19 protein-coding genes are annotated in these 22,856 nt (G+C 64.2%); 10 read left to right on the forward strand and 9 right to left on the reverse strand.

Annotation, left to right across the window (positions count from 1 at the left end; genetic code table 11):
* The first annotated feature begins 3 nt into the window (after nucleotides 1–3).
* A complete protein-coding gene (locus tag ACR9ZJ_RS02100) occupies nucleotides 4–1,212 on the forward strand; it encodes a multidrug effflux MFS transporter (protein WP_481286728.1) in 1,209 nt (402 codons plus the stop codon).
* Nucleotides 1,213–1,214: 2 nt separating this feature from the next.
* Nucleotides 1,215–2,003, forward strand: a complete 789-nt coding sequence (locus ACR9ZJ_RS02105; protein WP_481286729.1) for a hypothetical protein — start codon at nucleotides 1,215–1,217, stop codon at nucleotides 2,001–2,003.
* 58 nt (nucleotides 2,004–2,061) lie between these two features.
* On the opposite strand, the gene ACR9ZJ_RS02110 is transcribed toward ACR9ZJ_RS02105, so the two are convergent.
* Nucleotides 2,062–2,409 (reverse strand): ArsR/SmtB family transcription factor, encoded by a 348-nt coding sequence (locus ACR9ZJ_RS02110; protein WP_481286730.1) that lies wholly within the window; start codon nucleotides 2,407–2,409, stop codon nucleotides 2,062–2,064.
* Nucleotides 2,410–2,589: 180 nt separating this feature from the next.
* On the opposite strand from ACR9ZJ_RS02110, the gene arsH reads away from it, so the two are divergent.
* Nucleotides 2,590–3,273, forward strand: a complete 684-nt coding sequence (gene arsH, locus ACR9ZJ_RS02115; RefSeq protein ID WP_481282699.1) for an arsenical resistance protein ArsH — start codon at nucleotides 2,590–2,592, stop codon at nucleotides 3,271–3,273.
* A 2-nt stretch (nucleotides 3,274–3,275) separates the two neighbouring features.
* A complete protein-coding gene (gene arsC, locus ACR9ZJ_RS02120) occupies nucleotides 3,276–3,674 on the forward strand; it encodes an arsenate reductase (glutaredoxin) (protein ID WP_481286731.1) in 399 nt (132 codons plus the stop codon).
* A gap of 69 nt (nucleotides 3,675–3,743) precedes the next feature.
* On the opposite strand, the gene ACR9ZJ_RS02125 is transcribed toward arsC, so the two are convergent.
* The 5 genes from ACR9ZJ_RS02125 to ACR9ZJ_RS02145 all read right to left on the reverse strand — a co-directional run bounded on the left by ACR9ZJ_RS02125 (nucleotide 3,744) and on the right by ACR9ZJ_RS02145 (nucleotide 11,746).
* Complete coding sequence (locus tag ACR9ZJ_RS02125) at nucleotides 3,744–4,949, reverse strand: histidine-type phosphatase (protein WP_481286732.1); 1,206 nt, start codon at nucleotides 4,947–4,949, stop codon at nucleotides 3,744–3,746.
* A gap of 35 nt (nucleotides 4,950–4,984) precedes the next feature.
* Nucleotides 4,985–7,711, reverse strand: a complete 2,727-nt coding sequence (locus ACR9ZJ_RS02130) for a TonB-dependent receptor (protein WP_481286733.1) — start codon at nucleotides 7,709–7,711, stop codon at nucleotides 4,985–4,987.
* A 57-nt stretch (nucleotides 7,712–7,768) separates the two neighbouring features.
* Nucleotides 7,769–8,878: a phosphatidylinositol-specific phospholipase C1-like protein gene (locus ACR9ZJ_RS02135; RefSeq protein WP_481286734.1), complete on the reverse strand. Its 1,110-nt coding sequence runs from the start codon at nucleotides 8,876–8,878 to the stop codon at nucleotides 7,769–7,771.
* Between the two features lie 128 nt (nucleotides 8,879–9,006).
* Nucleotides 9,007–10,920: a glycoside hydrolase family 76 protein gene (locus ACR9ZJ_RS02140; protein ID WP_481286735.1), complete on the reverse strand. Its 1,914-nt coding sequence runs from the start codon at nucleotides 10,918–10,920 to the stop codon at nucleotides 9,007–9,009.
* Between the two features lie 73 nt (nucleotides 10,921–10,993).
* Nucleotides 10,994–11,746, reverse strand: a complete 753-nt coding sequence (locus ACR9ZJ_RS02145) for a 4'-phosphopantetheinyl transferase family protein (protein WP_481286736.1) — start codon at nucleotides 11,744–11,746, stop codon at nucleotides 10,994–10,996.
* 135 nt (nucleotides 11,747–11,881) lie between these two features.
* Between ACR9ZJ_RS02145 and ACR9ZJ_RS02150 the strand changes: the two genes are divergently transcribed.
* Nucleotides 11,882–12,289: a DUF3606 domain-containing protein gene (locus tag ACR9ZJ_RS02150; protein ID WP_481280442.1), complete on the forward strand. Its 408-nt coding sequence runs from the start codon at nucleotides 11,882–11,884 to the stop codon at nucleotides 12,287–12,289.
* Nucleotides 12,290–12,320: 31 nt separating this feature from the next.
* On the opposite strand, the gene ACR9ZJ_RS02155 is transcribed toward ACR9ZJ_RS02150, so the two are convergent.
* Entirely contained in the window at nucleotides 12,321–13,253 is a 933-nt protein-coding gene (locus ACR9ZJ_RS02155; protein ID WP_481286737.1) for an AraC family transcriptional regulator, read from the reverse strand.
* Between the two features lie 135 nt (nucleotides 13,254–13,388).
* Here ACR9ZJ_RS02155 and ACR9ZJ_RS02160 point away from each other — a divergent pair, with 135 nt between their 5' ends.
* From ACR9ZJ_RS02160 to ACR9ZJ_RS02175, 4 genes are all read left to right on the forward strand, one after another.
* Nucleotides 13,389–14,219, forward strand: coding sequence for an oxidoreductase (locus tag ACR9ZJ_RS02160; RefSeq protein WP_481286738.1), 831 nt, complete (start codon nucleotides 13,389–13,391; stop codon nucleotides 14,217–14,219).
* A gap of 200 nt (nucleotides 14,220–14,419) precedes the next feature.
* Nucleotides 14,420–17,431 carry a TonB-dependent receptor gene (locus tag ACR9ZJ_RS02165; protein ID WP_481286739.1) on the forward strand — a complete coding sequence of 1,004 codons (3,012 nt, stop codon included), beginning with the start codon at nucleotides 14,420–14,422 and terminating at the stop codon, nucleotides 17,429–17,431.
* A 181-nt stretch (nucleotides 17,432–17,612) separates the two neighbouring features.
* Entirely contained in the window at nucleotides 17,613–19,760 is a 2,148-nt protein-coding gene (locus tag ACR9ZJ_RS02170; RefSeq protein ID WP_481286740.1) for a phosphocholine-specific phospholipase C, read from the forward strand.
* Between the two features lie 99 nt (nucleotides 19,761–19,859).
* Nucleotides 19,860–21,062 carry an MFS transporter gene (locus tag ACR9ZJ_RS02175; protein ID WP_481286741.1) on the forward strand — a complete coding sequence of 401 codons (1,203 nt, stop codon included), beginning with the start codon at nucleotides 19,860–19,862 and terminating at the stop codon, nucleotides 21,060–21,062.
* Between the two features lie 37 nt (nucleotides 21,063–21,099).
* On the opposite strand, the gene ACR9ZJ_RS02180 is transcribed toward ACR9ZJ_RS02175, so the two are convergent.
* Nucleotides 21,100–21,393 (reverse strand): DUF1330 domain-containing protein, encoded by a 294-nt coding sequence (locus ACR9ZJ_RS02180; protein WP_481280436.1) that lies wholly within the window; start codon nucleotides 21,391–21,393, stop codon nucleotides 21,100–21,102.
* A gap of 62 nt (nucleotides 21,394–21,455) precedes the next feature.
* Nucleotides 21,456–22,190: an SDR family oxidoreductase gene (locus ACR9ZJ_RS02185; RefSeq protein ID WP_481286742.1), complete on the reverse strand. Its 735-nt coding sequence runs from the start codon at nucleotides 22,188–22,190 to the stop codon at nucleotides 21,456–21,458.
* A 217-nt stretch (nucleotides 22,191–22,407) separates the two neighbouring features.
* Here ACR9ZJ_RS02185 and ACR9ZJ_RS02190 point away from each other — a divergent pair.
* A partial coding sequence (locus ACR9ZJ_RS02190; protein ID WP_481286743.1) for a helix-turn-helix transcriptional regulator occupies nucleotides 22,408–22,856 on the forward strand: 449 nt, incomplete at its 3' end.

Here is a 22,856-nt window from a genome sequence, read left to right on the forward strand (position 1 = left end):
TCCATGGCTTCCCGTTTCTTCAAGGCGGCGCTCGTCCTTGGCCTTTTGTCGGCCATCGGGCCGTTCGCCATCGATATGTACCTTCCGGCGCTACCGTCGATCGGCAAGAGCCTGAATGCCGACATCGGCACCGTGCAACTCAGCCTGATGGTCTTCTTCATGTCCATGGGCGTGGGCCAACTCGTCTACGGACCGCTGTCCGACATGTTCGGCCGCAAGCGGCCGATCTACGTCGGCCTGTCCATCTTCGCGCTCGGCAGCATCGGCTGCGCGCTCGCACCGGATATCCATACGCTGATCGTGTGCCGCTTCATCCAGGGCCTCGGCGCCTGCGCCGGCATGGTGATCCCGCGGGCCATCGTGCGCGACATGCATACCGGCAACGACGCCGCGCGGCTGATGTCGCTGCTGATGCTCATCTTCAGCGTCTCGCCGATCCTGGCGCCGCTGACCGGCAGCCTGGTGATCGAACTGGCCAGCTGGCGTGGCGTGTTCTGGGTCGTCACCGGCGCGGCCGTGCTCGGCCTGATCATGGTCGCCACGGTGCTCAAGGAGACGCGGCCGGCCCACCTGCGCCTGGAAAGCACGGTCGGTTCCGCATTGAGGGGATACGCCACGCTGTTGCGTGATCGCCATTTCCTCGGCGTCGTCCTCATCGGTTCGTTCGGCGTGTCGAGTTTCTTCGCGTATCTCGCCAACTCGTCCTTCGTGTTGATCAACCACTACGGCCTGACCCCGACCCAGTACAGCCTGGCGTTCTCCGTGAACGCCGTATCGTTCATCGGTGCCTCGCAGTTCACGGGCCGCCTGGGCAGTCGCTACGGGCTGAAGCGGGTGGTGAAGACCGCCGTGGTCGGTTACGCCGCGACGATGGTCCTGCTGGCCGCGATCACCGCGGCAGGGGTGGACAACCTTGCCGTGCTAATGACGATGCTGGTCGTCGGCTATGGCTTCCTCGGCCTGGTCATTCCCAGCTCGGCGGTCATCGCACTGGAAGAACATGGCGCCATCGCCGGTACCGCATCGGCGTTGATGGGCACCTTGCAGTTCGGCACGGGCTCATTGGTGATCGCCCTGCTGGGACGCTTCATCGACGGCACGGCACTGCCGATGGTCGTCGGCATCGCCGCCTGCGCGGTGATCTCGTTCACGTTCGCGCAGGTGACGCTGCGACACAGGGTGGCCGCGCCGGCGGCATGTCCGGCGGAATGACAATGGTGGATATCCCATCGGACAAGCCGTCGATCAACAAGGCTCGGAATAACGCGTCAGTGGATGCGCTTTATCTCGAACTGGAGGCCACCATGCCCATAGTGGCAAGGTCTGCCGGCGAAGACACCGTGACGTGGACCGTCGAGCTGACTGACGGGGTCATCGACATCGAGTATGGAAGCGCCAAGTATCCGGATGCTGCGTTGGCTCACGAGCTTTTACACGCCCGGGTGCAACTGGACGGGTATCGTAGATACCTGACCAACATAGCCCCTCCCCCAAGAAACATCATCGTGAGGGAAATACTCATCGCGCTGGACAATGAACTCCAACACCACCGCATGTTTCCGCGCTTCCTGGAGATGGGGTTCAGAGCCAACCAGTTCTATAACGACGGTGACAAGCACACCTTTGCAAAGACCAAGCGGCAGCTGGAAAAGACGGATCGCAAGGGGCCCATTGAACTGTTCCTGCTGCCGTTCCTATCCATCCTGTCGCCGGGCGGCGCTATGAGCGACCAGGAGCGAAACCAGCTGAGGAATCGCTGCGAAAACAGGTGCTCCAAGGCGATCTGGAAGAGGCTGGGAGAGATCGAAGGCATTCTTCATGCCTGGAGAGAAAACGACAGCCACGATGCCGGACGAACCATCGTCGATATCTTCGGTGTCCTCGGGACATACGATGGCGAGGTCTGGATCGGCACGGATGAGGATTTTCCCGGCTCGGGCCAGTTCGTCGGTGATCCCTTCACGGTGGAAACGGCACTGGCCTGGCACCAACCGACGGTTTAGGTTCCCCTGCGGCGAACCGTTTTCCATGGAATGCCTTCCCATCGGCCAGGAGTCGCGTTCAAGGCGCCTTGGCTGATCGTGCCTTGGTCGCACGCCCCATGGCCGGAGCGCAGTCGCCGCCGCTGCCCGCACAGCAGTTCTGGGTCAGGTAATCGACCAGTTCGTCGATCGCGGATATCACCGGCGCGTAGTAGATGAAACGGCCGCTCTGGCGACTCGTGACGAGGCCCGCGTGCAGCAGTTCCTTCAGATGAAACGACAACGTCGCATTGGGCAGGCCCAGGCGCTCACCGATCGCGCCCACCGGCAGGCCTTCCGGACCTTGCTCCACGAGCAAGCGGAAAATCGCCAGTCGAGACTCCTGGGCGAGGGCGGAAAGCACCTTGATGGTGTCGGCGGTTTTCATGGTGGGCGAGTGTAACAAAGGGGTTCCTGGCGTCACGTCACGGACAGCCGCAAGGCGACGACGTCGGCGAAGCGCGAGGGCCATGCGGGTCTTTACTTGGTTTCTATATTTCTAGAATGATAGAATCATTATCGTCGCGCAACCCGTGGAGCTGCCGTGCACCCTGTCGATCTTCCCCACCTGACCGGCGACCTGCCGCACCCCGAATGGGAACGACTGACCGTCGATGGCGATAGCGGTCATCCGCCGCGGATATTGCTTCTCTATGGTTCGTTGCGGCCGCAGTCCTTCAGCCGCAAGCTCGCGCTCGAAGCCGAGCGCATCCTTCGCCACCTCGGCGCCGAGACCCGCGTCTTCGATCCCGCGGAACTTCCCATCCTCGACAGCGTGCCGGCCACGCATCCGAAAGTGCAGGAGTTGAGGGCCTTGTCGCTGTGGTCGGAAGGGCAGGTATGGGTCAGTCCCGAACGGCACGGCACGATGACCGGCGTCTTCAAGAACCAGATCGACTGGCTGCCGCTGGAAGACGGCAGCGTGCGTCCTACGCAGGGCCGTACCCTGGCGGTCATGCAGGTCTGCGGAGGATCGCAGTCGTTCAACGTGGTCAACGCGCTGCGCGTGCTTGGCCGCTGGATGCGGATGGTCACCATCCCGAACCAGTCCTCGGTCGCCAAGGCCTGGAGCGAATTCGACGATGCGGGAAGGATGAAACCGTCACCGTTCTACGACCGCGTGGTCGACGTGATGGAGGAGCTGATGAAATTCACCCTCCTGGTCCGTGGCCGTAGCGAGTATCTTGTCGACCGTTACAGCGAGCGCAAGGGCGCCGCCGCGGCAGCGCAAGCCATCGTGTCCAGGATCTGATCATGCACGCCACCATCTATCACAATCCCGCCTGTGGCACGTCGCGCAACACGCTGGCGATCTTGCGCCATGCCGGCATCGAACCGACCGTCATCGAGTACCTGAAGCATCCGCCGGACAAGGCCACGCTGTTGCGCCTGTTCGCCGATGCCGGGCTCACGGCGCGACAGGCGGCAAGGCAGAAGGGCACCCCATTCGAGGAGCTCGGCCTGGGCGATCCCGCCGTGGGCGACGAGGCCATCGTCGACGCCATGCTCGTCCACCCGATCCTGATTAACCGGCCCTTCGTGGTGACGGAGCGCGGCACGCGCTTGTGCCGCCCGTCGGAGGTGGTGCTGGAGATCATTCCGCCGCTGGCGACGCCGTTCACGAAGGAGGATGGCGAGGTTATCGGCGTGTAGCTGCACATGCTGGCGTCGGCGCGGCGAAGTCTTACCGGATGAGACCGGCGTAAGGCCTGATGGGCTTGCTCAGCTGGTTACATGTGAAGCAGACCGGCGGAGCGCGTCCAGCACCTTGTCGAGGTCGCAATGCGAGGGAGAAGCGCGACACGCGAACGGAACGAGGGATCGCTGCGCTGGCGGCTTGTCCTTCGTCAGTGGCGTCAGGTAGCGCAACTGGTCCGGCGTCTGTGCCTGGTACACCACACGGACGGTGCGATGCCCATCGCCACGCGAACGCCACACCGTGATGCCTAGCGCGCCGCCCACCGGCGGATCGTCCTTTCCATAGCCAGGCATCTCGAAATGCATGCCCAGCACGCTTGCCAGTGCGACGATGTTGTTGTCGCTACCGACGAACACGTTCAAGCGTGGCGCGTGCGGGTCGTCGAGGATGGCGAGGATGCGGCCAGCCAGGACGGCCGCGACACGATCGGCCACGTACGAGGGCCGGGCATGCACATCGAACAGCAGCGAGTGTAACTGCGACAGGAAGCGAAAGGTCGCCGCGTCGACGCGCCCCCAGCCGACCTCGGCCATCGATTTCCCTTCGAGGTAAGCCATGATGATGGCTTCCGACGTACCGGAGGTGTCGGCGATGGGGCCACCCAGTGCGATGCCCTTGCCATCCGAGCCCAACGCGAGCGTGCCGCGCCATGTCGCTGGAACGCAGGCGGGTTGCGAGTCGCCGGGGACGCAACCCATGACACGACCGAAGGCCGACATCGCATCACGATGCCGGGCGGTGAGCGCATCGGGCCCTTGCGTCTCACGCTGTATCGCGGCAAGGGCCGCTTGGCCGTCCCAATCGACCGCGTTCGCGGCCACGGGATTGAACACCGGGTCGGCGGCACCTTCAGGCAGGTGCCCGACGGTCAGGCCGCAGCCCGGCGCGAACGCGTCCGCGAGTGCCTGGGCGCTGGCGATGGTGCGCTGGTCGGTATTGGCCCAGATGCCGACGCCGCGGCCCGCGGGACAACCCTGGGGCGGAAACAGGCCGGCGCCGGACAACCACTGGCGGTCGAATCGCCCCATGACCATCACGCCCTCCCGGCCATGCGGCGTGAGGATCGAAGGCTGCACGGGCCACGCAGGCCATGCCCGGCCGTGCACCTCGTCGACCTGGATCTCGCCGGGGAGTGGCGAACGGACGCCATGCCGGTAGACCAGGATGACCCGCTCCAGTTGCAGGTCGTCGGCGGCGGAAGCCGGCATCGACATGGCAACGAACGCCATGACCGCCACGAGATGGCGAAGTCCACGGAGAACCATCAGAACGTATAGCTCAGGTTGACCATGTACACGCGACCCGTCTCGACATACGCCCCATCGGCACCCGGATCGTACGCCAGATAGCGCTTGGACTTGCCCGAGGTCTCGTGGAACGTGGCGTGATCGAGCAGGTTCTTCACCGCGATGCCGACGCCGATGCCATGGGGCAGGTCGTAGGTGGCCGAGAAGTCGAGCGTCTTCATCGGTTGCAGGTAGTAATCCAGGCCGTTGCCATTCAAGCCGATCAGCTGCAGGCCCGTGTAGTTGTAGATCAGGTCGGCATGCACCCGGCCGTCGTGGTAGAACAGGTCGGCGTTATACATGCGCTCCGGCGCGCGGGGTAACCAGGTGCTGCCCGGATGATCCTCGCGCCCGCTATGCGCGGAACTGTGCTGGACGGTCAAGTTACCGGCGACACCGAGATGGCTCCAGATGCCGGGCAGGGTGACGAATTGCTTGCGCAGCGCCATTTCCAGGCCATAGATCTTCGCGTCGCCACCGTTCTCCGGCATGCTCACGGGTACGCCTCCCGTCACCACCGTGCCGGTCGGCACGTTGCCGCCCAGCGTGCTGTCGTTGCCGGTGGACGATTGCGAGGTATAGATGAAATCGCTCAGCCGCTTGTAGTACGCCGAGGCCGTGAGCAAGCCGCCGCTCCTGTCGTAGAACTCGGCGGACAGGTCCAGGTTGTCGGCCGTGGTGGGGCGCAGGTCCGGATTGGGCTTGGAAATTCCGACCACCTGCCCACTGATGTCGTCGATGGAGTAGGTCGTCTGGCCCGAAATGAGCCCGAACGCCGGACGGCTGAAGCTCCGCCGTAGCGAGGCACGATAGACGGTCAACTCATCGGGCCGGTAGTTGAGGTTGATCCCGGGCAGGAGCTCCCCATAGCGCCTTCCCTGACCGACGAACGCCCCCGTCGCGTCGTCGCCGTTGGAACGCCACGCCGTCGACGAGTAATCGGTCAGTTCGTAACGGACACCCGGCGTCACGGTGAGGTCTTGCACCCGGAACGTCGCCATCAGGTAACCGGCGAAGATGTTTTCGCGACTGGACGTGGTGTTGGCGTTGTAATCGTTAGCCGTGTAATTGCCGGCGCCATTCGGATCGTCCAGGTACTTGTACGGCACGGCCTGGTCGAGCACCCATTGCCGGTCGATCAGCTTGAAGGGGCCTGCATAACGCCCACCGAAAGGGCGGGTGACGAGATGGCCGGGCAAGTCGGCGAGTGAGGGGCCGCCAGGTGCGGACGACGGATAATTCGGGCCGCCAAAGAACGGTCCTCCATAAACGAAGTTGTTGTCGTCATGGGTGAACGGGTGGTCGTAGGCGTTTCGCTTGGAGGTATCCGCGGCTAGGCCGAACTTCAGGTTCTCGATCGCCTCGTCGGGGAACGCATACGTGCCATCGACGTGGACATTGATGCGCGTGTCCTTGCTGCCGGCATCGCCGCCCTGGGTTTTCCAGAAGCTGTCCGTCGCCAGGTTGTAGACATAGTTGCGTAGCGCGGCGGGTGTTCCGGCGAGGCTGGGAAACGTGGGGTTGCCCAGGTCGAACTGAAACTGACCGGGGCTTTGCGCGCCGTAGAGGCTCGCCTCCACGTGGTCCGGGACATTGCGAAAACCGACACCATACGACGTACCGTAATCCAGCGTGAGCGCATCCACGGCGCTGCTACCGCCCAGCTGGAGGGTCGCGGTTTTTTCCTTGATGTCGCGCGTATTGAAGTATCCACCGCGCAGTACCTGTGTCGTTCCCTGGTTGCGTGCCGACATCTGGTTCTGCTCACCCTGCACGTCGTAGGCGCCATAGAGCGCGCGTGCGAAGAGCGAGGTGGTTTCGCCGTTCCAGTCGAGCGAGACGTTGCCACCGTATCGCTTGATGCGATTGGTGTACACGCTGTACTTGTACTGCGAACTCTGCAACGGTCCGGCCTGCGACAGGTCGGTCGCCTTGGCCTGCCTCGGGTCGATCGGCGTGTACTGTGAATTGGGTGCCACCGCTTCGGCCGCGTTGTCGTACTTGCCATAATAGCCGGCGGCATAGATGCCGAATTGCTTCGACGCGCCGAACCGGTGCGCGACTTCCTGCTGGAACACGCCGCCCTTGTCGGGAAGACCGCGATGCTCGGCCAGGTCGTTCATCCTGCCCTGGACGGTCGATTTGGCGTAGGTGTCGCCGGCGAAGTCGAAAGCCGTGGGCGTGCGCATGTCGATCGCGCCGCCGATGGAATCTCCCGGCATGTCCGGCGTGGGCGTCTTCGACACCTTGACCGATTGGATTCCGAACGGGGCGAGCATGTTGAGGGAGATGGCGCGCGTCGAGGAATCGGTTTCGGGCAAGGCGAAGCCGTTGAGGGTGTATGCGTTGTAGCTCGAGTCCAGGCCACGAATGGTGACGTACTCGCTTTCGCCCGTGGCGGCCTGGCCAAGGTGCATGTCGCTGTATGCGGAGAGACCGGGCAAATGCGCCAGTACGTCGGCGATATTCGCCGTGGGTACGGCATCGATCTCCTGCTTGCTCATGACCGTGGTCACCCCGGCGGACAGCCGTTGTTCGTCCACGGTGCCGGCCGCGGGCACCTGGGCATCGACGTTCATGCCGCTCAGCGCCGTGACTTTCTTGTCGGTCGCCGCCTCGATGTCGTTCGCGTGCGCCGCCGTCGTATGGCAGAGCGCCAGGGCGATGGAAAGTGAGAGCAGGGCGTGCGGGAAAGGCTTGCGCATGGGAACCTTGGGGGAGTGCAAGAGGGAGGCGGGCCATCGCGGTGGCCCGGTCGCGGGTCAGGGCGTCAGGTCTGCCCGGGTACAGGTGTCGCGGGGGCGCTGTGGGTTGCAGCGAGCGGTCGTGCCACCGGGAAAAGCGACGACATAGCCGTTGGAAGCGGGTTCGTGCGCGGGAAAGTCGGTGCTGAGCAGCTGCGCGCCACTGGCGAACATCGCGTCCCGGCGTTGCACGTCGTTTTGCAAGGCTTCCTTCAGGTTGGCATCGGTACGTGTGCGGACGAGATAGCCTTCGCGCACGCGCCGGGCGATTTCGTCCGGCGGACCATCGTTGAATTCGAGGAACGCGGCGTCGTCCTCGCCGGGCGTGGCATGGGTGAACATCACGCGGCCACGCAAGGACGGATGGCCGGCCAGGTAAGCCTTGCTGACCGAATGCTGGTCGAGCAGGAAGATGAATCGACCCCGTGCCGAGTCCAGCGAAGGCCACCCGCCGTGGCGCACGGCATCGTTGAGGGACGCGTGATTGCCGCGGACATCGTCTGGGGCGATGTACGCCGAACGAGGGAAGACGTTCCGGATCTCCGCATCCAACCGGTCCATGGCGTCGGTATCGAACGGCTCCGGCACCACGGTGGGAAAAGACAGGTGAAGCGGCGTCTCCTCCGTTTCGAGCAGGACGAATATCGGAAGGTGCCGCGGATGCGCACGGGACCATGCGAGCAGTTCACGAAGGCAGGCTTGCAGCGGCTGGCACGTGCTGCGCTGGTCGAGGTCCTGGATGTGCATGACCTTGAACCCCGGCGCGGCCATCACGGTGGGATCGGCGAAAGGGGCGTCCGCCACGAGGCCAGCCGCGACGACCTGCGCTACCACCGCCGGCTTCGCATAACGGCCGCCGTGCGCATCTCCGTATACGTCCAGTTCGAACTGCCGTACGCCGTCGTCGAGTTGCCGGCTCAGCGCTGGATGGGAGTAGGCCAGGATGGCGTAGGTCGCCGGATCGACGCGACGCCAGACCTCCGCCTCGCCCGTGGCGAGGCCGGCGTGGTAGCTGTTGTGGCTGCCGATGTACTGGACATCGTTGATGCGTGTCACCGACGCCGCGAAGGACACGCAGGGCATGAGTGCAGCGGCAAGGCATGCCATTCTCAAGACGGTGCTCCCCATCGATTCAATCGATCTAAACCATGGATTGCACGTTATCGGCGTAGTCTTACCGTTCGATGAATCGGCCGAGACACTATGACCGCCAGGTCCATCCGCCCCCGGTGACCGGGAGCGGATGGATCGCCCGGCTATTCGGCGATGTTCGCCTTGACGTGGTAAACGCGGCCGCCCCATCCATCATGGGGGAACGAGTCCGATACCCGGAGGTATACGGGCTTGGAGCCATCGGCTGCCGTGGCCAGGTACGGTGTCAGGTCGATGCTGCGATCGGCCTTGTTCGATCCGTCGGTGATCGGGCGGTCTTCTTGCAACACCGTCGTCCAGTGTTCGTTGTCGCTGCTGACCTGCACCAGGAACTCGGCGTCGATGGTGAGGATCACCTGGGCCGAGGTGGTGTCGGCGGGGAAGGGGAAGCGATAGGTGAAGTGTGCATTCCCGTCGGCGAAGCGGTTCTGCACGCCATTGCTTTGCGAGCCATCGGCGTCGAACAACCACGGGTTTTCGTCGACCGTCCCCGTGTCGAAGTCGATGGCGTGAGCGATCAGCACGTCGGCCTGGGTGCTGAAACGCAGGCCGGCCGCCATGACGTTGGCGGTAATCCTGTGATGACCATCGGGTGTCGAGCCCGGTACCGTGATCCGCAGCGCGCGGCTGGCTTCGACCGGGATCGCGTTGCCGTGCGGCTGCAGTCGCACGAGGGTGCCCGATGGTGAAGCGCTCCATCCGGCAGGCGTATCCACGGAGACAAGGGTCGTGAGCGGGAAGAATCCGGTGGCCGACACGCCGAGATCGATGGGCAACGTGGTGGTACCCGAGGCGGCCGGCATGACGACCGGCTGCGCCGGTGAAAGGGTCGCCGCCAGCGATGCCGAGGGCGTCGGAATCGGTATGACCCCGATCAAGGCGCTTAGCGCACTGGCCTGGGTGCGCCAATCGAATACGTTTGGATGGTCGTCGCTGGTGATGCCGGACCAACGGGTGCCGAAGCGATCGGCGGCATCGCGGTCGTTGCTCCAGATGCCCTCGGCTTGCTGGTCGGCGAACGCCGCGTAACGGGCATCGCGGGTGGTGTCGACGAGGTCGGTCCAGTAGCGCATGAAGATGCCCTTGAACTGCTTGCCGTTGTCGTCGCAGGTCTGGTCGGCGGCGTCGCAGCGTTCCGTCAGGATGCCATCGGTAACCAGTGCATTCGGACCGATGGCGGCGTCCGCCAGGCGACGAACTGTCGTCAGGATCCGCGGGTCCCTCGTGGCCCGCCACAGCTCCAGCCCCGCGCCGATCGCCAGGCCCTGGTTGTAGCTCCACACGGTCTGGCCGTTGTTGGTGCAGGCGTTGGTGAGGCCGTCGTTGACCAGGCCGTCGGCGTTGACCATGCCGCTGCCCTGGAACCACGTCCAGGCGGTACGCGACCGTGCCAGCCACGCCGTGTCGCCGGGGATGCGGTTGTGCAGTTCGGCGGTGAGACGGATCCACAAGCCATTGGTGACGGCGTTCTTATAGGTGCGCTCACCATCCCACCAGACGCCGCCGCCACACGTGCTCGTGTCCCAATAGCCTTCGACGTAGTGGGCGATGGTGACCGCCATGTCCAGGTACTTCGGGTCGCCGGTAAGGTCGTAGGCCTGCAGCCAGGTCAGGCCCCACCACTCGGAGTCGTCGATGGCGCGGCTGGTGAAGTTGCCCAGCAAGGGGTCACCCGACAATACGCCGGCCGGGAACACGCCTTTGTCTTTCTCGAAGGTGTTGTCCAACTGCCCGATATAGCGACGGTCGCCCGTGCGCTGCATGTAGTCGCCGATGGTCTGCAAGGCCACCGCCGAGTTCCACCAGCTGGCCGGGAACCATGCCTTTCCCTGGTCGTACGAGCCCATCAGCACGTCCGCGGCCACCCGCGCCCGCGCTACCGCCGTGGAACCGTCGGCCCGCGCATTCGCGGGTGCCGCCGTCTCGGCCGCGGAGGTAGAAGCGGCCATGGCCGTAAAGGCGGCTGTGGCCAGCAAGGTCCGAATGTGTATGCGTACGAAGTCGATCACCGATCTCATGGTCAGAAGCGCTCCTCGTGGTTACCCCTGACCGGAGTGTTGCAGAGCCGTCCCTTCGAAATTGATAACCAGGTCAAGCGAAATGCGTCATGACCAGGCGCGACGACAGGAGATCGTAACGAACCTGGAGACAGGTGCCGGAAGGCCATGCCGGTGCGAGCGTGGTCCTGATCATGAGCCGGACGGTACGCGCGGCGGTGTCGACGTACTGGACGATGGCGGTGTCGAAGTCGAAGAAGGTCCCGACGCGCGGGAACAGCGCCTTGTAGAGGGATTCCTTTGCCGAGAAGGCGATCGTCAGGCCGAGCAGGGGATCGTCGGCGAACAAGGTGTCGAGCACGGCCTGCTCGTTCGCATCGACGACCGGGCCTCGCAATGCGGCCGCGGCATCGGCGTTGACGACGTGTTCGATGTCCAGTCCGATGCCGGGTACCGCTCCGGAGGGTGCGACCACGGCACCCGCGATACCGGCGGTGTGCGAGATGCTGCCGATGACCGCGGTCGGCCACAGCGGTTCGCGCTGGTCGCCTATCCCGATGGGTGCGTCGCCTTCGATACCCATGGTTCGCAAGGCGAGCCTGGCGGCCAGCCGTCCATGGAAGAAGTCGGCTTGCCGTTTAAGGACACTGCGTGCGACGGAGTCGGGCACGGCGATGCCCTGCTCGGCGAAAAGGCCCGGGTGGAAGGTTGCCGCATCGAAGCGCAGCAGGACGCCGTGACCCAGGCCGCCCGAAGGCAGGGGCAGGGTGAAGTGCTCGCCGGAGCACGCGGTGGCGTGGGCGATGGAGGAGGAAAGCGCGGGGTCGAGGGGCGTCAGCGGCAGCATGGCGTTCCTGTGTTCCGGGACATTAGCACGAGGATCTCATCAAGGCATGTCTGCGGCATGTGTCCGGAAGGGGCTCAGGTCACATGCCCGTAACCTCCGGTGTGCCAAACATCCATGTTTGGAGAAATACCCGCCATGCGCGCATTGAATCACCCGTACGCGCCCCAGGATGCCACCCAGGTGGACGTGTCCTTTCCCGGGGACATCCGTTTCTGGACACGAAACCTGGGGGTTTCCGAAGATCGTTTGCGCGCGGCGGTCATGCAGGTCGGCATCCTGTCGAGCGACGTGCGTGCCGAACTCCGGCGAAAACGCCTGGCCAACGAGACACTTAAGACCCTGCGGGTATTCGTCTTCTACCCGTCGATCAATCATCGCGACTGGTGGGTCCTGTTGCCTGGGGCGGTTCAGCAGACGTTTGCGTCGGAGGGGGCGGCGGTGCAATTCGCGCTCGAACGAGCACGGGATCTCCGCGGATCCGGCCGCGCCGTCGAAGTTCTCCAGGAAAAGATCACGGGAACCTGGATGCGGGTCGTCGGTTGAAGCGATGCACTGGTTCGCACAACCGGGGGCTTCAATGCGACGACACGTACGTTGATGGCACCCGTGCCGCCGGCATCGCGAAGCTCCGCTTCATCCGCTCCACTTCCTCGACGGGCGGCCTTCCGAACAGCCGCTTGAACTCGCGGCTGAACTGCGAGGCGCTTTCATAGCCCACGGCGGTGGCCGCCGCGGCCGCCGTGGCGTGCTCGCGAAGCATCAACAGGCGTGCCTGGTGCAAACGCGTGGACTGCACGTAGCGCATGGGCGATGTGCCGGTCATGGCGCGGAAGTGCGCGTGGAACGTGGGTGCGCTCATCGCCGCTTCGCTGGCGAGGTCATCGACGGCGAGCGCCTCGGCATAGCGGCGGTGAATGGTGCGGATGGCGCGGGCCACCATGCCGAACTTGCCCTGCTGGGCGAGCGCGGCACGTAGCGATCCGCCTTGCGCACCGGAGAGGATGCGGTAGTAGATCTCGCGCAGGAGCGCCGATCCGAGCACGGCGTCGTCGGGGGGATGCGCCAACGCTTCGAGAAGGCGCAGGACGGACACCGCGAGGGACTCTTCCATGGGCGAGGAATACAGGCCCTTCGGCGCGGCCGACGATGCACCATGCCATTCGTCGAGCCGCATGCAGACCTCGGCGGCCATGGCGTGGTCCAGGCGGAAGTAGATCGCGAGCAATGGTTCGTCGGCCGAGGCATCCGTCTCCATCGTGAAGGGCACGGGCACCGATACGACGAGATAGTGCTGGTCGTCGTAGACGAAAACCTCGTCTCCCAGGAAACCGCGCTTGCGTCCCTGCACGACGACCACGATGCCCGGTTCGTAGAGCACGGGGGTACGGCTCAATGGCCGGTCGGAACGCAGGAGGCGCACGTCGGGCAGCGTGGTCAGCGTGTAGCCCTCGTCCGGAGCCAGGTCGCGGAGCAGGGCGATCATGCGGTGGCGTAGCGGCGTATCCATGCCTTCACTCTCCGGCTTGGCGGGCCTCGCCGCAAGTGTTGCTCATAGGATCAGGCAATGACCCCATACGCCATGACATGGGAGACAGCGCATCGGATGCCTACCATGGGTCCGGTTCCTGACCTGGAGATCATCATGACAAGCAAGACCTTCTTCATCACCGGCGTCAGCAGCGGCTTCGGCCTGGCCCTTGCCCGCGAAGCGCTGGCCGCCGGCCATGCGGTGATCGGTACCGTTCGCAACGAGGACGCGCGCCGCGCCTTCGAAGCCCAGGACGATGGCCGTGCCCATGCCGTCCTCCTGGACGTGACCGATATCGATGCGATACCCGGCGTCGTGGCCGACGCGGAAGCGCGCTTCGGCCCGGTCGGTGTACTCGTGAACAATGCGGGCTACGGTCATGAAGGCATCTTCGAGGAATCGCCACTCCCCGAGATGCGCCGCCAGTTCGAGGTGAACGTATTCGGTGCCGTAGCGGTCACCCACGCTTTCGTACCGCGTTTCCGCGAGCGCTGCGGGGGACACATCGTCAACATCACCTCCATGGGCGGTTTCATCACCATGCCGGGCATCGCGTACTACTGCGGAAGCAAGTTCGCCCTCGAAGGGATAAGCGAAGTGCTGGGCAAGGAACTGCGTCCCTTCGGCGTGCATGTGACCGCGGTGGCGCCGGGCAGCTTCAGGACGGACTGGGCCGGTCGCTCCATGCAACGTTCGCCGCGCCGCATTCCGGACTACGACGCGCTGTTCGATCCGATCCGCCAGGCCCGCCAGGAAAAGAGCGGCCGGCAACTCGGCGACCCCGCCAAGGCGGCAAAGGCCATCCTGGCATTGACCCGCCTGCCAGAGCCTCCCGCGCACCTCTTGCTCGGCAGCGATGCGCTGTCCCTCGTACGCGAAAAACTGGCCGCCATGACAGCGGACATCGATCGGTGGGAGAGCCTGACGCGGTCGACGGACGGGTGACCTAGAAGCCGGAAAATCCGGTTTTCGCGCAAGAACTTACGAGATTTACGTAACTCGCATGTAACCGTTGTGTAAACGTTTACTCGATGCTAGAAGTTGGGACGTCGGCCCCTCCCGGGCCGGGCGTTCCCATCCACTCGCATTCCCGGTCCATGGGAGGTTCCCGTGTGCCTGGCCGTGCCGCATCTCGAGTCTTTCTCATGTCGACACTGCATTCTTCCCGGCGTCTTCCTCTTCGTGCGCTGTGCGTAGCCCTGGCGGTAGCGTGTGCCCCGGCGGCTTTCGCACAATCGACCACCGGCAGCCTGTTCGGCGAGGTGCCGGTGGCCACCGGAACGACGGTCCGGGTGGAGAACCAGAGTGGCGTCAGCCGCGACCTTCCCGTGGATGCCAGCGGCCACTATCGGTCGCCCGCGCTACCCATCGGTGATTACACGGTGACGTTGTTGCAGAATGGCTCGGTGGTCGAGACGCGGCGGAACGTCGCCGTTCGCGTCGGCAACGCGAGCGAGGTCTCGTTTTCCACCGCCACGCCGCAGGCCACGAAGCTGGATGGCGTCCAGGTGTCGGCCAACACCACGCCCCCGATCGACGTGGCCAGTATCGATTCACGCACGGTGATCGATGCGCAGCAGTTGGCCAAGTTGCCGCTGGGCCGCACCGCCGAGCAGATCGCCCAGCTCGCTCCCGGCGTGGTGCCGAACAACGGCGGCTTCACCAGCGACACCGGCAAGTCGCTGGTGAGTTTCGGTGGCTCGTCCGCGAACGCCAACGCCTATTACATCAACGGCTTCAACACGACCGATCCCTTGCAGGCATTGGGCGGCATCACGTTGCCGTACGGCGCGATCGACCAGGAAGAGGTCTACACCGGTGGATACAGTGCACAGTACGGCCGCTCCGACGGCGGCGTGATCAACGCGGTGGGCAAGCGCGGCACCAATACCTGGCACTACGGCGTGCAGTTCCTGTGGGAGCCGCAGTTCGCCCGTGCCAAGGGTGCCAACGACTACTACGCCAGCGGCGTGCCGCAGTCCGCCAAGGCCGGCAACCTGTATGCCTACAACCGCGGCAATCGCGACACGGGAAGCACGGCATCGGTGTATGCGGGCGGCCCGCTGATCAAGGACAAGCTGTACGTCTTCGTCGCGGCGGAGGTCGAGCGTCACGATACGCAGACGATCGCCAACGAAGAGGCCAGCAACTCGTTCGAGAAATCGCGCAGCACCATGCCGCGCTGGTATACCAAGCTCGACTGGAACATCACCGACAGCAATATCCTCGAGCTCACCGGCGCCTCCGACAAGACCGAGACCAACGGCACGTACTACGACTACGACTATGTCGCGAAGCAGCGTGGCGGCTTCGTCAACGACGCCGACCGGCAGAAGAACGGCGGCGACCTGTGGAGCGGCAAGTTCACCAGCTACATCACCGACGCGCTGACGCTCACCGCCGAGTACGGCAAGATGCATACGCGGTCCTACCAGGCGCCGGCGAATTACGACGGCAGCCTTACGTACATCGACGGTGACGTGAACCAGAACCCCGCGCTGAACGGTGGCGTGCCCATCGGCAACGCGCAGACCACCGACGGCCTGAGCGACCCCAACCGAGGCAACTTCACCACCAACACACGGCTGGATCTCGCCTACGCCATCGGTTCGCACACGATCAGCGTGGGCATCGACAACCTGACGGCCAAGGCCTCCGACCAGGGCAGCGAGTCCTCGGGACCGGGTTATACGTGGTCGTATAGCCAGTCGTTGCCGGACGTGCCCATCAATTCCGACCTCGGCGTGGGTGCCACGGGCGACTTTCCGAATGGCGCGGAAGGCTATTTCGTCCAGAAGAACACCTATAGCCAGATCGCCACCGTCCGTTCGACGCAGCGTGCGCAATACATCGAAGACAAGTGGCAGGTGAACGATCGCCTGCTGTTGCAGCTGGGCCTGCGCAACGACCAGTTCACCAACTACGACTCGGCCAGCCAGGCCTATATCACGCAGACCAAGCCGCAATGGGCGCCTCGCCTGGGCTTCAGCTGGGATGTGCTCGGCGACGCCAGCTTCAAGGTCTATGGCAACGCCGGCCGTTATTACCTCGGCCTGCCGCTGAATCCGGCGCTCAACTCGGCCGCGGCGACGACCAACACCGTCCAGTACTACACGTACAGCGGCATCGCCAGCGACGGCACGCCCACCGGGCTGACCGCGATGTCCGGTCCCGTGTCGGGCCTGAACCTCTACGGCCAGCAGCCCGACCCGAAGATGACCACGGCCAAGGGGCTCACGGCCGAGAAGCAGGACGAGTACATCCTCGGCTTCACGAAAACGGCGGGTCCGTCGTGGGTCTATGGCGCGAAGCTGATGTACCGCAGCCTGCGCAATGCCATCGACGATTACTGCGACCGCGACGCGGTGCTGGCCAAGGCCGCTTCGCTCGGCTACGACGCCTCCACCAGCAACAGCTGCTTCCTGATCAATCCCGGCCGCGCCAACACCTTCACGCTGGTGGACGCGAGCGGGAACTACGTGGAAGTACCGATGAGCAATGCGGATCTCGGCTTCCCGAAGCTCAAGCGACAGTACTACAGCCTGGAAACGCTGCTAGAGCATCCGTTCGACGGTCGCTGGTACGCCAAGTTCGACTATGTGTTCTCGCGCAGCTACGGCAATACCGAGGGTCAGCTGCGTTCGGATGTGAGCCAGGCGAACGCATCCACCAGCTACGATTGGGACGGCGCGTCGATCATGCAGTTCGCCAACGGGCCGCAGAACAACGATCACACGCACCAGATCAAGCTCTACGGTTATTACCAGATCGATCCGGAGTGGCTGGTGTCGGCGAACCTGGCGATCATCTCCGGCAGCCCGAAGCATTGCCTGGGCTTCTACGGTGCCGAGGGGACCGATCCGCTGTCGTACGGAAGCCTCTACCACTTCTGCAACGGCGAGCCGTCGGCACCGGGCAAGCAGGGCAGGCTACCGTGGACGCGGCAACTGGACATCGGCGCGACGTACAGTCCGGCCTTCGCCGATCACAAGCTCAGCTTCAGCGCGAACATCTTCAACCTGACCAACGAGCAGCGCCCCTTGCAGCTTTCGCCGTACAGCGAGCTCAGCCCGCAGTTGATCAATCCGCTGTATCGCACGGTGACGATCCGCCAGCAGCCGCGTTATGCGCGGTTGTCGGTCAGTTACGACTTCTGACCAGCGATCAGGCCTGCACGGTTTGCGACGGCGTCCGCAGATTCGACGTCATGTGTCTTCGCGGAAGGTTCCTGGCACGAACCTGTCATATTCCGCCGCGACACTCGTCCGCCCAGGGGCAACGCAATAGTGGAGGGCGGGGAATGCAAGGCATGTCCCCGCTTCCGCGCAAAGGGCAAACATGACGTCTCAGGATCGGCGGCACTTCCTCAAGCTTTCACTTGGCGCGGCCGGCGCCGCTTTCACCGCGGGGGTGCTACCGCCGTCGATCGCGAAGGCGCTGGCGATACCGGCATCGCGGCGCACGGGTACGCTCGCCGATGTCGAGCACGTGGTGATCCTCATGCAGGAAAACCGCTCGTTCGACCATTATTTCGGTTCGCTTCGCGGTGTGCGCGGCTTCGGTGACCCGCGGCCCTTCATGCTGGCGAGCGGGAGGTCGGTCTGGCAGCAGCCTTATGCGGCGTCGACCGATGACTATCTGCTGCCGTTCCGTCCCGTCGCTGAGGATCTCGGCCTGCAGTTTCTCGAAGACCTGCCGCACGGCTGGAACGACACGCACGCCGCAGCCAATGGCGGGCGCTACGACGGCTGGGTGCAGGCCAAGGGCACGACCACGATGGCGTACCTGACGCGGGAAGACATTCCGTTCCACTATGCGCTGGCCGACGCGTTCACCATCTGCGATGCGTATCACTGCAGCATGTTGTCTTCCACGGACCCGAACCGCTACTACATGTGGAGCGGTTACGTGGGCAATGACGGCAAGGGCGACGGCCCGGTGCTGGACAATGCGGAAAAGGGTTACGACTGGACCACCTATCCCGAGCGCCTGGAGCAGGCGGGCGTGTCCTGGAAGATCTACCAGGACATTGGCACGGGCCTGGATGCCGCAGGCGGTTGGGGGTGGACGTCGAACCCGTATATCGGTAACTACGGCGACAATTCGTTGCTGTACTTCGACAAGTACCGTAACGCCCAGCCGGGCGATGCGCTGTACGAGAAGGCGCGTACCGGTACCGAGATCGCCAAGGGCCAGTCGCCGTTCGCCATCCTGCGAGAAGACGTACTCGCGGACCGCCTGCCGCAAGTCTCGTGGATCGCGGCACCGGAGGCGTATACCGAGCATCCGAGCTGGCCCGCCAACTATGGCGCCTGGTATCTCGACGGCGTGCTCGACGCGTTGACCGCGAATCCCGAGGTCTGGAGCAAGACCGCGCTTTTCATCACCTACGACGAGAACGACGGCTTCTTCGACCACGTGGTGCCGCCCTATGTGCCGGCCTCGCGAGAGCAGGGATTGTCGACCGTGACCACGGAGGGCGAGCTTTATCCCGGCGGTAACGGGTTCGTCGCCGGCGTGTATGGGCTAGGTGTTCGCGTGCCGATGCTGGTGGTTTCGCCCTGGAGCAAGGGCGGGTGGGTCTGCTCGGAAACCTACGACCACACCTCGATCATCCGCTTCCTGGAGCAACGTTTCGGCGTGCACGAGCCGAACATCTCCGCGTGGCGCCGTGCGGTATGCGGCGATCTCACTCGCGCCTTCGACTTCTCGCGGCACGATGCCGACGCACCGCGCCTGCCCGGCACGAACGGTTACGAGCCGGACCAGAAAGCTCATCAGGAGCTGCGTCCGACGCCGCCGTCCGACCAGCGCATGCCGCGACAGGAACCGGGACAGCGACCCGCCCGTGCCTTGCCATACGCGTTGGACGTGCAGGGGAGGGTGGACGTCGCCGCAGGGCGCTACCGGCTGGAGTTCATCAACCAGGGAAGGAGCGGTGCCTTCTTCCATGTGTTCTCCCCGGCAAGGACCGATGGTCCGTGGGCGTACACGGTGGAGGCCGGCAAGTCGCTCGCCGACAGTTGGACCAGCCTGTACAGCGGCAATGCCTATGACCTCTCCGTCACGGGTCCGAATGGATTCCTCCGCCAGTTCGCGGGCAGCCAGCCCGCGGCGGGCGATCGTGGCCGTCATGCCCAGCCCGAAGTGCGTCTGGCGACAGGTGGACTCGACGGGCTTCTGCGCCTGGTCATCACCAATGAAGGCAACGCCACATGCGTCGTGACGGTCACGCCCAGCGACGACTACACCCATCAGCCGCCGCGTCGCCACCTCCTGCTACCCGGCGGCCGTGTCGAGAGCCTCTGGGAGATCGTATCGAGCGACCATTGGTTCGACTTCAGCGTGACCAGCGACCACGACCCGCGATTCCTGCGGCGTCTGGCGGGACATAGGGAAACGGGGCGGGCGTCGCGGACGGATCCGGCGCTGGGTTCGGTGGCGAACGCGTCGACGACGGGATCGGACACGGTGCTACAGCCGTAACGCCCCTGGGGATCAAGGCGTTGATGAGAAAAATTGATAAGCCCTAGAAGGATTCACGGGCTAATCATCGAAGTGGCGTCAAGTCAGAATGGCGCCACCATGCATTCCTCTTCGATTACCGCATCTTCCCCGTTCGAGACGGACAGCCGTCCCGCTCATTGGAGCGGCGTGTTCGCCATGACGCTGTGCGTGTTCGCGCTGATCGCCTCGGAATTCATGCCGGTCAGCCTGTTGACGCCCATGGCGACGGATCTTCGGGTCAGCGAGGGACTGACCGGCTACGGGATCGCCATCTCCGGCGCATTCGCGGTACTGACGAGCCTGTCGATTTCCCGGCTTGCCGGCGCCATGAACCGCAAGAGCCTGCTGCTGGCACTGACCACGTTGATGGCCGTGTCCGGGGCGGTGGTCGCGCTCGCACCGAACTACCCGGTTTACATGTTCGGACGCGCCCTGATCGGCGTGGTGATCGGCGGCTTCTGGTCGATGTCGGCAGCCACGGCGATGCGCCTGGTGCCGGCCGAACATGTGCCGCGGGCCCTGGCCATCTTCAATGGCGGCAACGCGTTGGCGACGGTCGTCGCGGCGCCGCTGGGCAGTTACCTTGGCGCGGTGATCGGATGGCGGGGCGCGTTCCTTTGCCTGCTGCCGGTGGCCGCGATCGCGCTGGGCTGGCAGTGGATTAGCCTGCCCAGCATGTCCGCCGAACGCGTCGCACCCCACGTCAACGTGTTCGCCTTGTTCAAGCGCCGCGCGGTCGCGCTCGGCATGGCGGCCTGCGGCGTGTTCTTCATGGGCCAGTTCGCCTTGTTCACCTACGTGCGCCCGTTCCTGGAGACGGTCGCGCACGTCGATGCTCCGGCGCTGGCCTTGGTCCTGCTGGGAATAGGCGTGGCAGGCTTCGTCGGCACGGTGCTCATCGGTGCCTTCCTCAAGCGTGGGCTTTATCGCAGCCTGACCGCCATTCCCGTATTCATGGCGGTCATCGCACTCGCCCTGGTCTTCTTCGGTGCGAGATTGTGGCCGGTGGCTGCGCTGCTAGCCCTGTGGGGACTGTTCGCCACCGCGGCACCCGTCGGATGGTGGAGCTGGCTCGCGCAGACCTTCGCCGACGACGACGCGGAAGCAGGCGGTGGCTTGATGGTTGCCGTCGTCCAGTGTTCCATCGCGTCGGGGTCCACGATGGGTGGCCTGCTGTTCGACAGCCACGGCTACCGGAGTACCTTCATGGCCAGCGCCGCCGTGCTGCTGATGGCTGCGCTAATGGCTCACCTGACCGCAAGACGGCGTAGCTGCCACTAAATCGTTCCGCACCTCGGACGGTAGTCCGCACCCAGGATTAACTGTCCACGCCTTCGATCATGAAAATCCGATAGTCGGCGCCCTTGAAGCGGTGCTCGCGTGCTTCGCGATAGGCCGGGCTGTTGTACCAGGCCAGCGCATCCGCCTTCGACGGAAAGCTGAGAATGACCGCGCCTTCCACCTGGCTGCCTTCCAGTGTCTCGATGTCGCCGTAAAAGGCGAGGCGTGTTATCGGATGTCCTTGGCCTGCCGGACCGGCTTTCTCGCCATAGATCTTCAGTTCCGCCGGATCGGTCGTTCGCTCGCGGGTAAACACGACGTAGGTCGTCATGGGTTCGATTCCTGTACGTATGGGTCGAGATCGGGCCGCTCCCATGAGCGGCCCGTGATGGATTACCAGGGAAGCGTCTTGCCAAGATAGGTGAAGCTTCCTGTCGGGCCATCGGCACCGATCAGTGCCATGCCGACGCTGCTCTTCGCACCCGTCGGCACGTCGATTTCGCCCTGGCCGCCGTTCATGTCCGTCTGCACGTAGCCCGGATGGACGGCGTTGACCTTGATCGGCGTGTCGCGCAGTTCGTAGGCGAGATGGACGGTCCACGAGTTGAGTGCGCTCTTGGACGCGTCATACGCGGGGACCTTGAAGTTGTAGATCGGCGAGGTCGGATCGACGTGCAGCGTCAGCGAGCCCAGCTGGCTCGACACATTGACGATGCGAGCCGCGGGCGCCGCCTTGAGTAGCGGGAGAAACGCCTTGGTCACTTCGACGACCGCGAAGAGGTTGGTATCGAACGTCTCACGCCATGCATCCAGGGTCTGTTCGGACGGCGCCTTGCCGAAGTCATCGACGACGATGCCGGCGTTGTTGACCAGGATGTCGAGCTTGCCGAACCGCGCCTTCACCTCGGCAACGGCCTTCTGGATGGTATCGGCGTTGGTGACGTCCAGCACGATCGGCTCGACCGGCAGGCCTTCGGCCTTGAGCTTGTCCGCGGCGGCCTGGGCGCGTGCCGGGTCGCGGCCGGCGAGCAGGGTGGTGACGCCGGCTTCGGCGAGCTGGCGGACGGTTTCCTGGCCGATGCCGCGGGTGGCGCCGGTGACGAGGGCAACTTTCTGCGTGGCGTTCATTTCATATCCTTGACGGGCGGGTTAGCGATAGCGCTGGGATCGACATGTGGATGGCATGGCGAATTTAAAGCCCCGTCGGTTCAGATATTCAATCCGGGGTAGCCGCCACTGGGGTGGGCTAGAGTGGGGCGATAGGAGGTCCGGCAAGACAGCAAGATCGGTCGAGCACGACCCGGACCTCTGCGGGAAACTGTTCCCCGGCACGCAGGAACGAGTGATGACGACGACGCTGGAAAACTACCATCTCAGGATGCAACGGGTGCTGGATTACATCGACGGACATCTGGACGACGATCTGGACCTCGACACGCTGAGCGGCGTGGCCGCTTTCTCGAAGTTTCATTTCCACCGGCAATTCAAAGCCAGTTTCGGGCTCCCGGTGCATCGTTACGTGCAGCTTGCCCGGATGCGGCGTGCCTCGTTCCAGCTTGCTCATTCGGGCGCCCAGAGCGTCACGGATATCGCCATCGAAGCCGGATACGACGCACCGGACGCCTTCGCCCGCGCCTTTCGACAGCGGCTCGGGCAATCGCCTTCGTCATTCCGGAAAACCCCTGATTGGGCCCCGTGGCTTACCACCTTCGGTCCTCTCGACCACGCAAGGAACACACTCATGAAAATAACGTATGAACCCGGCGATGTAACGACTGTCTCTTATACACATCT

This window comes from Luteibacter sp. KNZ12-1A, from assembly GCF_056755675.1.

Excerpts from the sequence above, each read along its gene's own strand:
- ACR9ZJ_RS02185 (WP_481286742.1), bottom strand. The coding sequence starts at position 22,190 with ATGAACGCCACGCAGAAAGTTGCCCTCGTCACCGGCGCCACCCGCGGC.
- ACR9ZJ_RS02165 (WP_481286739.1), top strand. The coding sequence starts at position 14,420 with ATGTCGACACTGCATTCTTCCCGGCGTCTTCCTCTTCGTGCGCTGTGC.
- ACR9ZJ_RS02100 (WP_481286728.1), top strand. The coding sequence starts at position 4 with ATGGCTTCCCGTTTCTTCAAGGCGGCGCTCGTCCTTGGCCTTTTGTCG.
- arsC (WP_481286731.1), top strand. The coding sequence starts at position 3,276 with ATGCACGCCACCATCTATCACAATCCCGCCTGTGGCACGTCGCGCAAC.
- ACR9ZJ_RS02155 (WP_481286737.1), bottom strand. The coding sequence starts at position 13,253 with ATGGATACGCCGCTACGCCACCGCATGATCGCCCTGCTCCGCGACCTG.
- ACR9ZJ_RS02175 (WP_481286741.1), top strand. The coding sequence starts at position 19,860 with ATGCATTCCTCTTCGATTACCGCATCTTCCCCGTTCGAGACGGACAGC.
- ACR9ZJ_RS02110 (WP_481286730.1), bottom strand. The coding sequence starts at position 2,409 with ATGAAAACCGCCGACACCATCAAGGTGCTTTCCGCCCTCGCCCAGGAG.
- ACR9ZJ_RS02105 (WP_481286729.1), top strand. The coding sequence starts at position 1,215 with ATGGTGGATATCCCATCGGACAAGCCGTCGATCAACAAGGCTCGGAAT.
- ACR9ZJ_RS02140 (WP_481286735.1), bottom strand. The coding sequence starts at position 10,920 with ATGAGATCGGTGATCGACTTCGTACGCATACACATTCGGACCTTGCTG.
- ACR9ZJ_RS02160 (WP_481286738.1), top strand. The coding sequence starts at position 13,389 with ATGACAAGCAAGACCTTCTTCATCACCGGCGTCAGCAGCGGCTTCGGC.
- ACR9ZJ_RS02150 (WP_481280442.1), top strand. The coding sequence starts at position 11,882 with ATGCGCGCATTGAATCACCCGTACGCGCCCCAGGATGCCACCCAGGTG.
- ACR9ZJ_RS02130 (WP_481286733.1), bottom strand. The coding sequence starts at position 7,711 with ATGCGCAAGCCTTTCCCGCACGCCCTGCTCTCACTTTCCATCGCCCTG.
- ACR9ZJ_RS02125 (WP_481286732.1), bottom strand. The coding sequence starts at position 4,949 with ATGGCGTTCGTTGCCATGTCGATGCCGGCTTCCGCCGCCGACGACCTG.
- ACR9ZJ_RS02135 (WP_481286734.1), bottom strand. The coding sequence starts at position 8,878 with ATGGGGAGCACCGTCTTGAGAATGGCATGCCTTGCCGCTGCACTCATG.
- ACR9ZJ_RS02180 (WP_481280436.1), bottom strand. The coding sequence starts at position 21,393 with ATGACGACCTACGTCGTGTTTACCCGCGAGCGAACGACCGATCCGGCG.
- ACR9ZJ_RS02145 (WP_481286736.1), bottom strand. The coding sequence starts at position 11,746 with ATGCTGCCGCTGACGCCCCTCGACCCCGCGCTTTCCTCCTCCATCGCC.
- ACR9ZJ_RS02170 (WP_481286740.1), top strand. The coding sequence starts at position 17,613 with ATGACGTCTCAGGATCGGCGGCACTTCCTCAAGCTTTCACTTGGCGCG.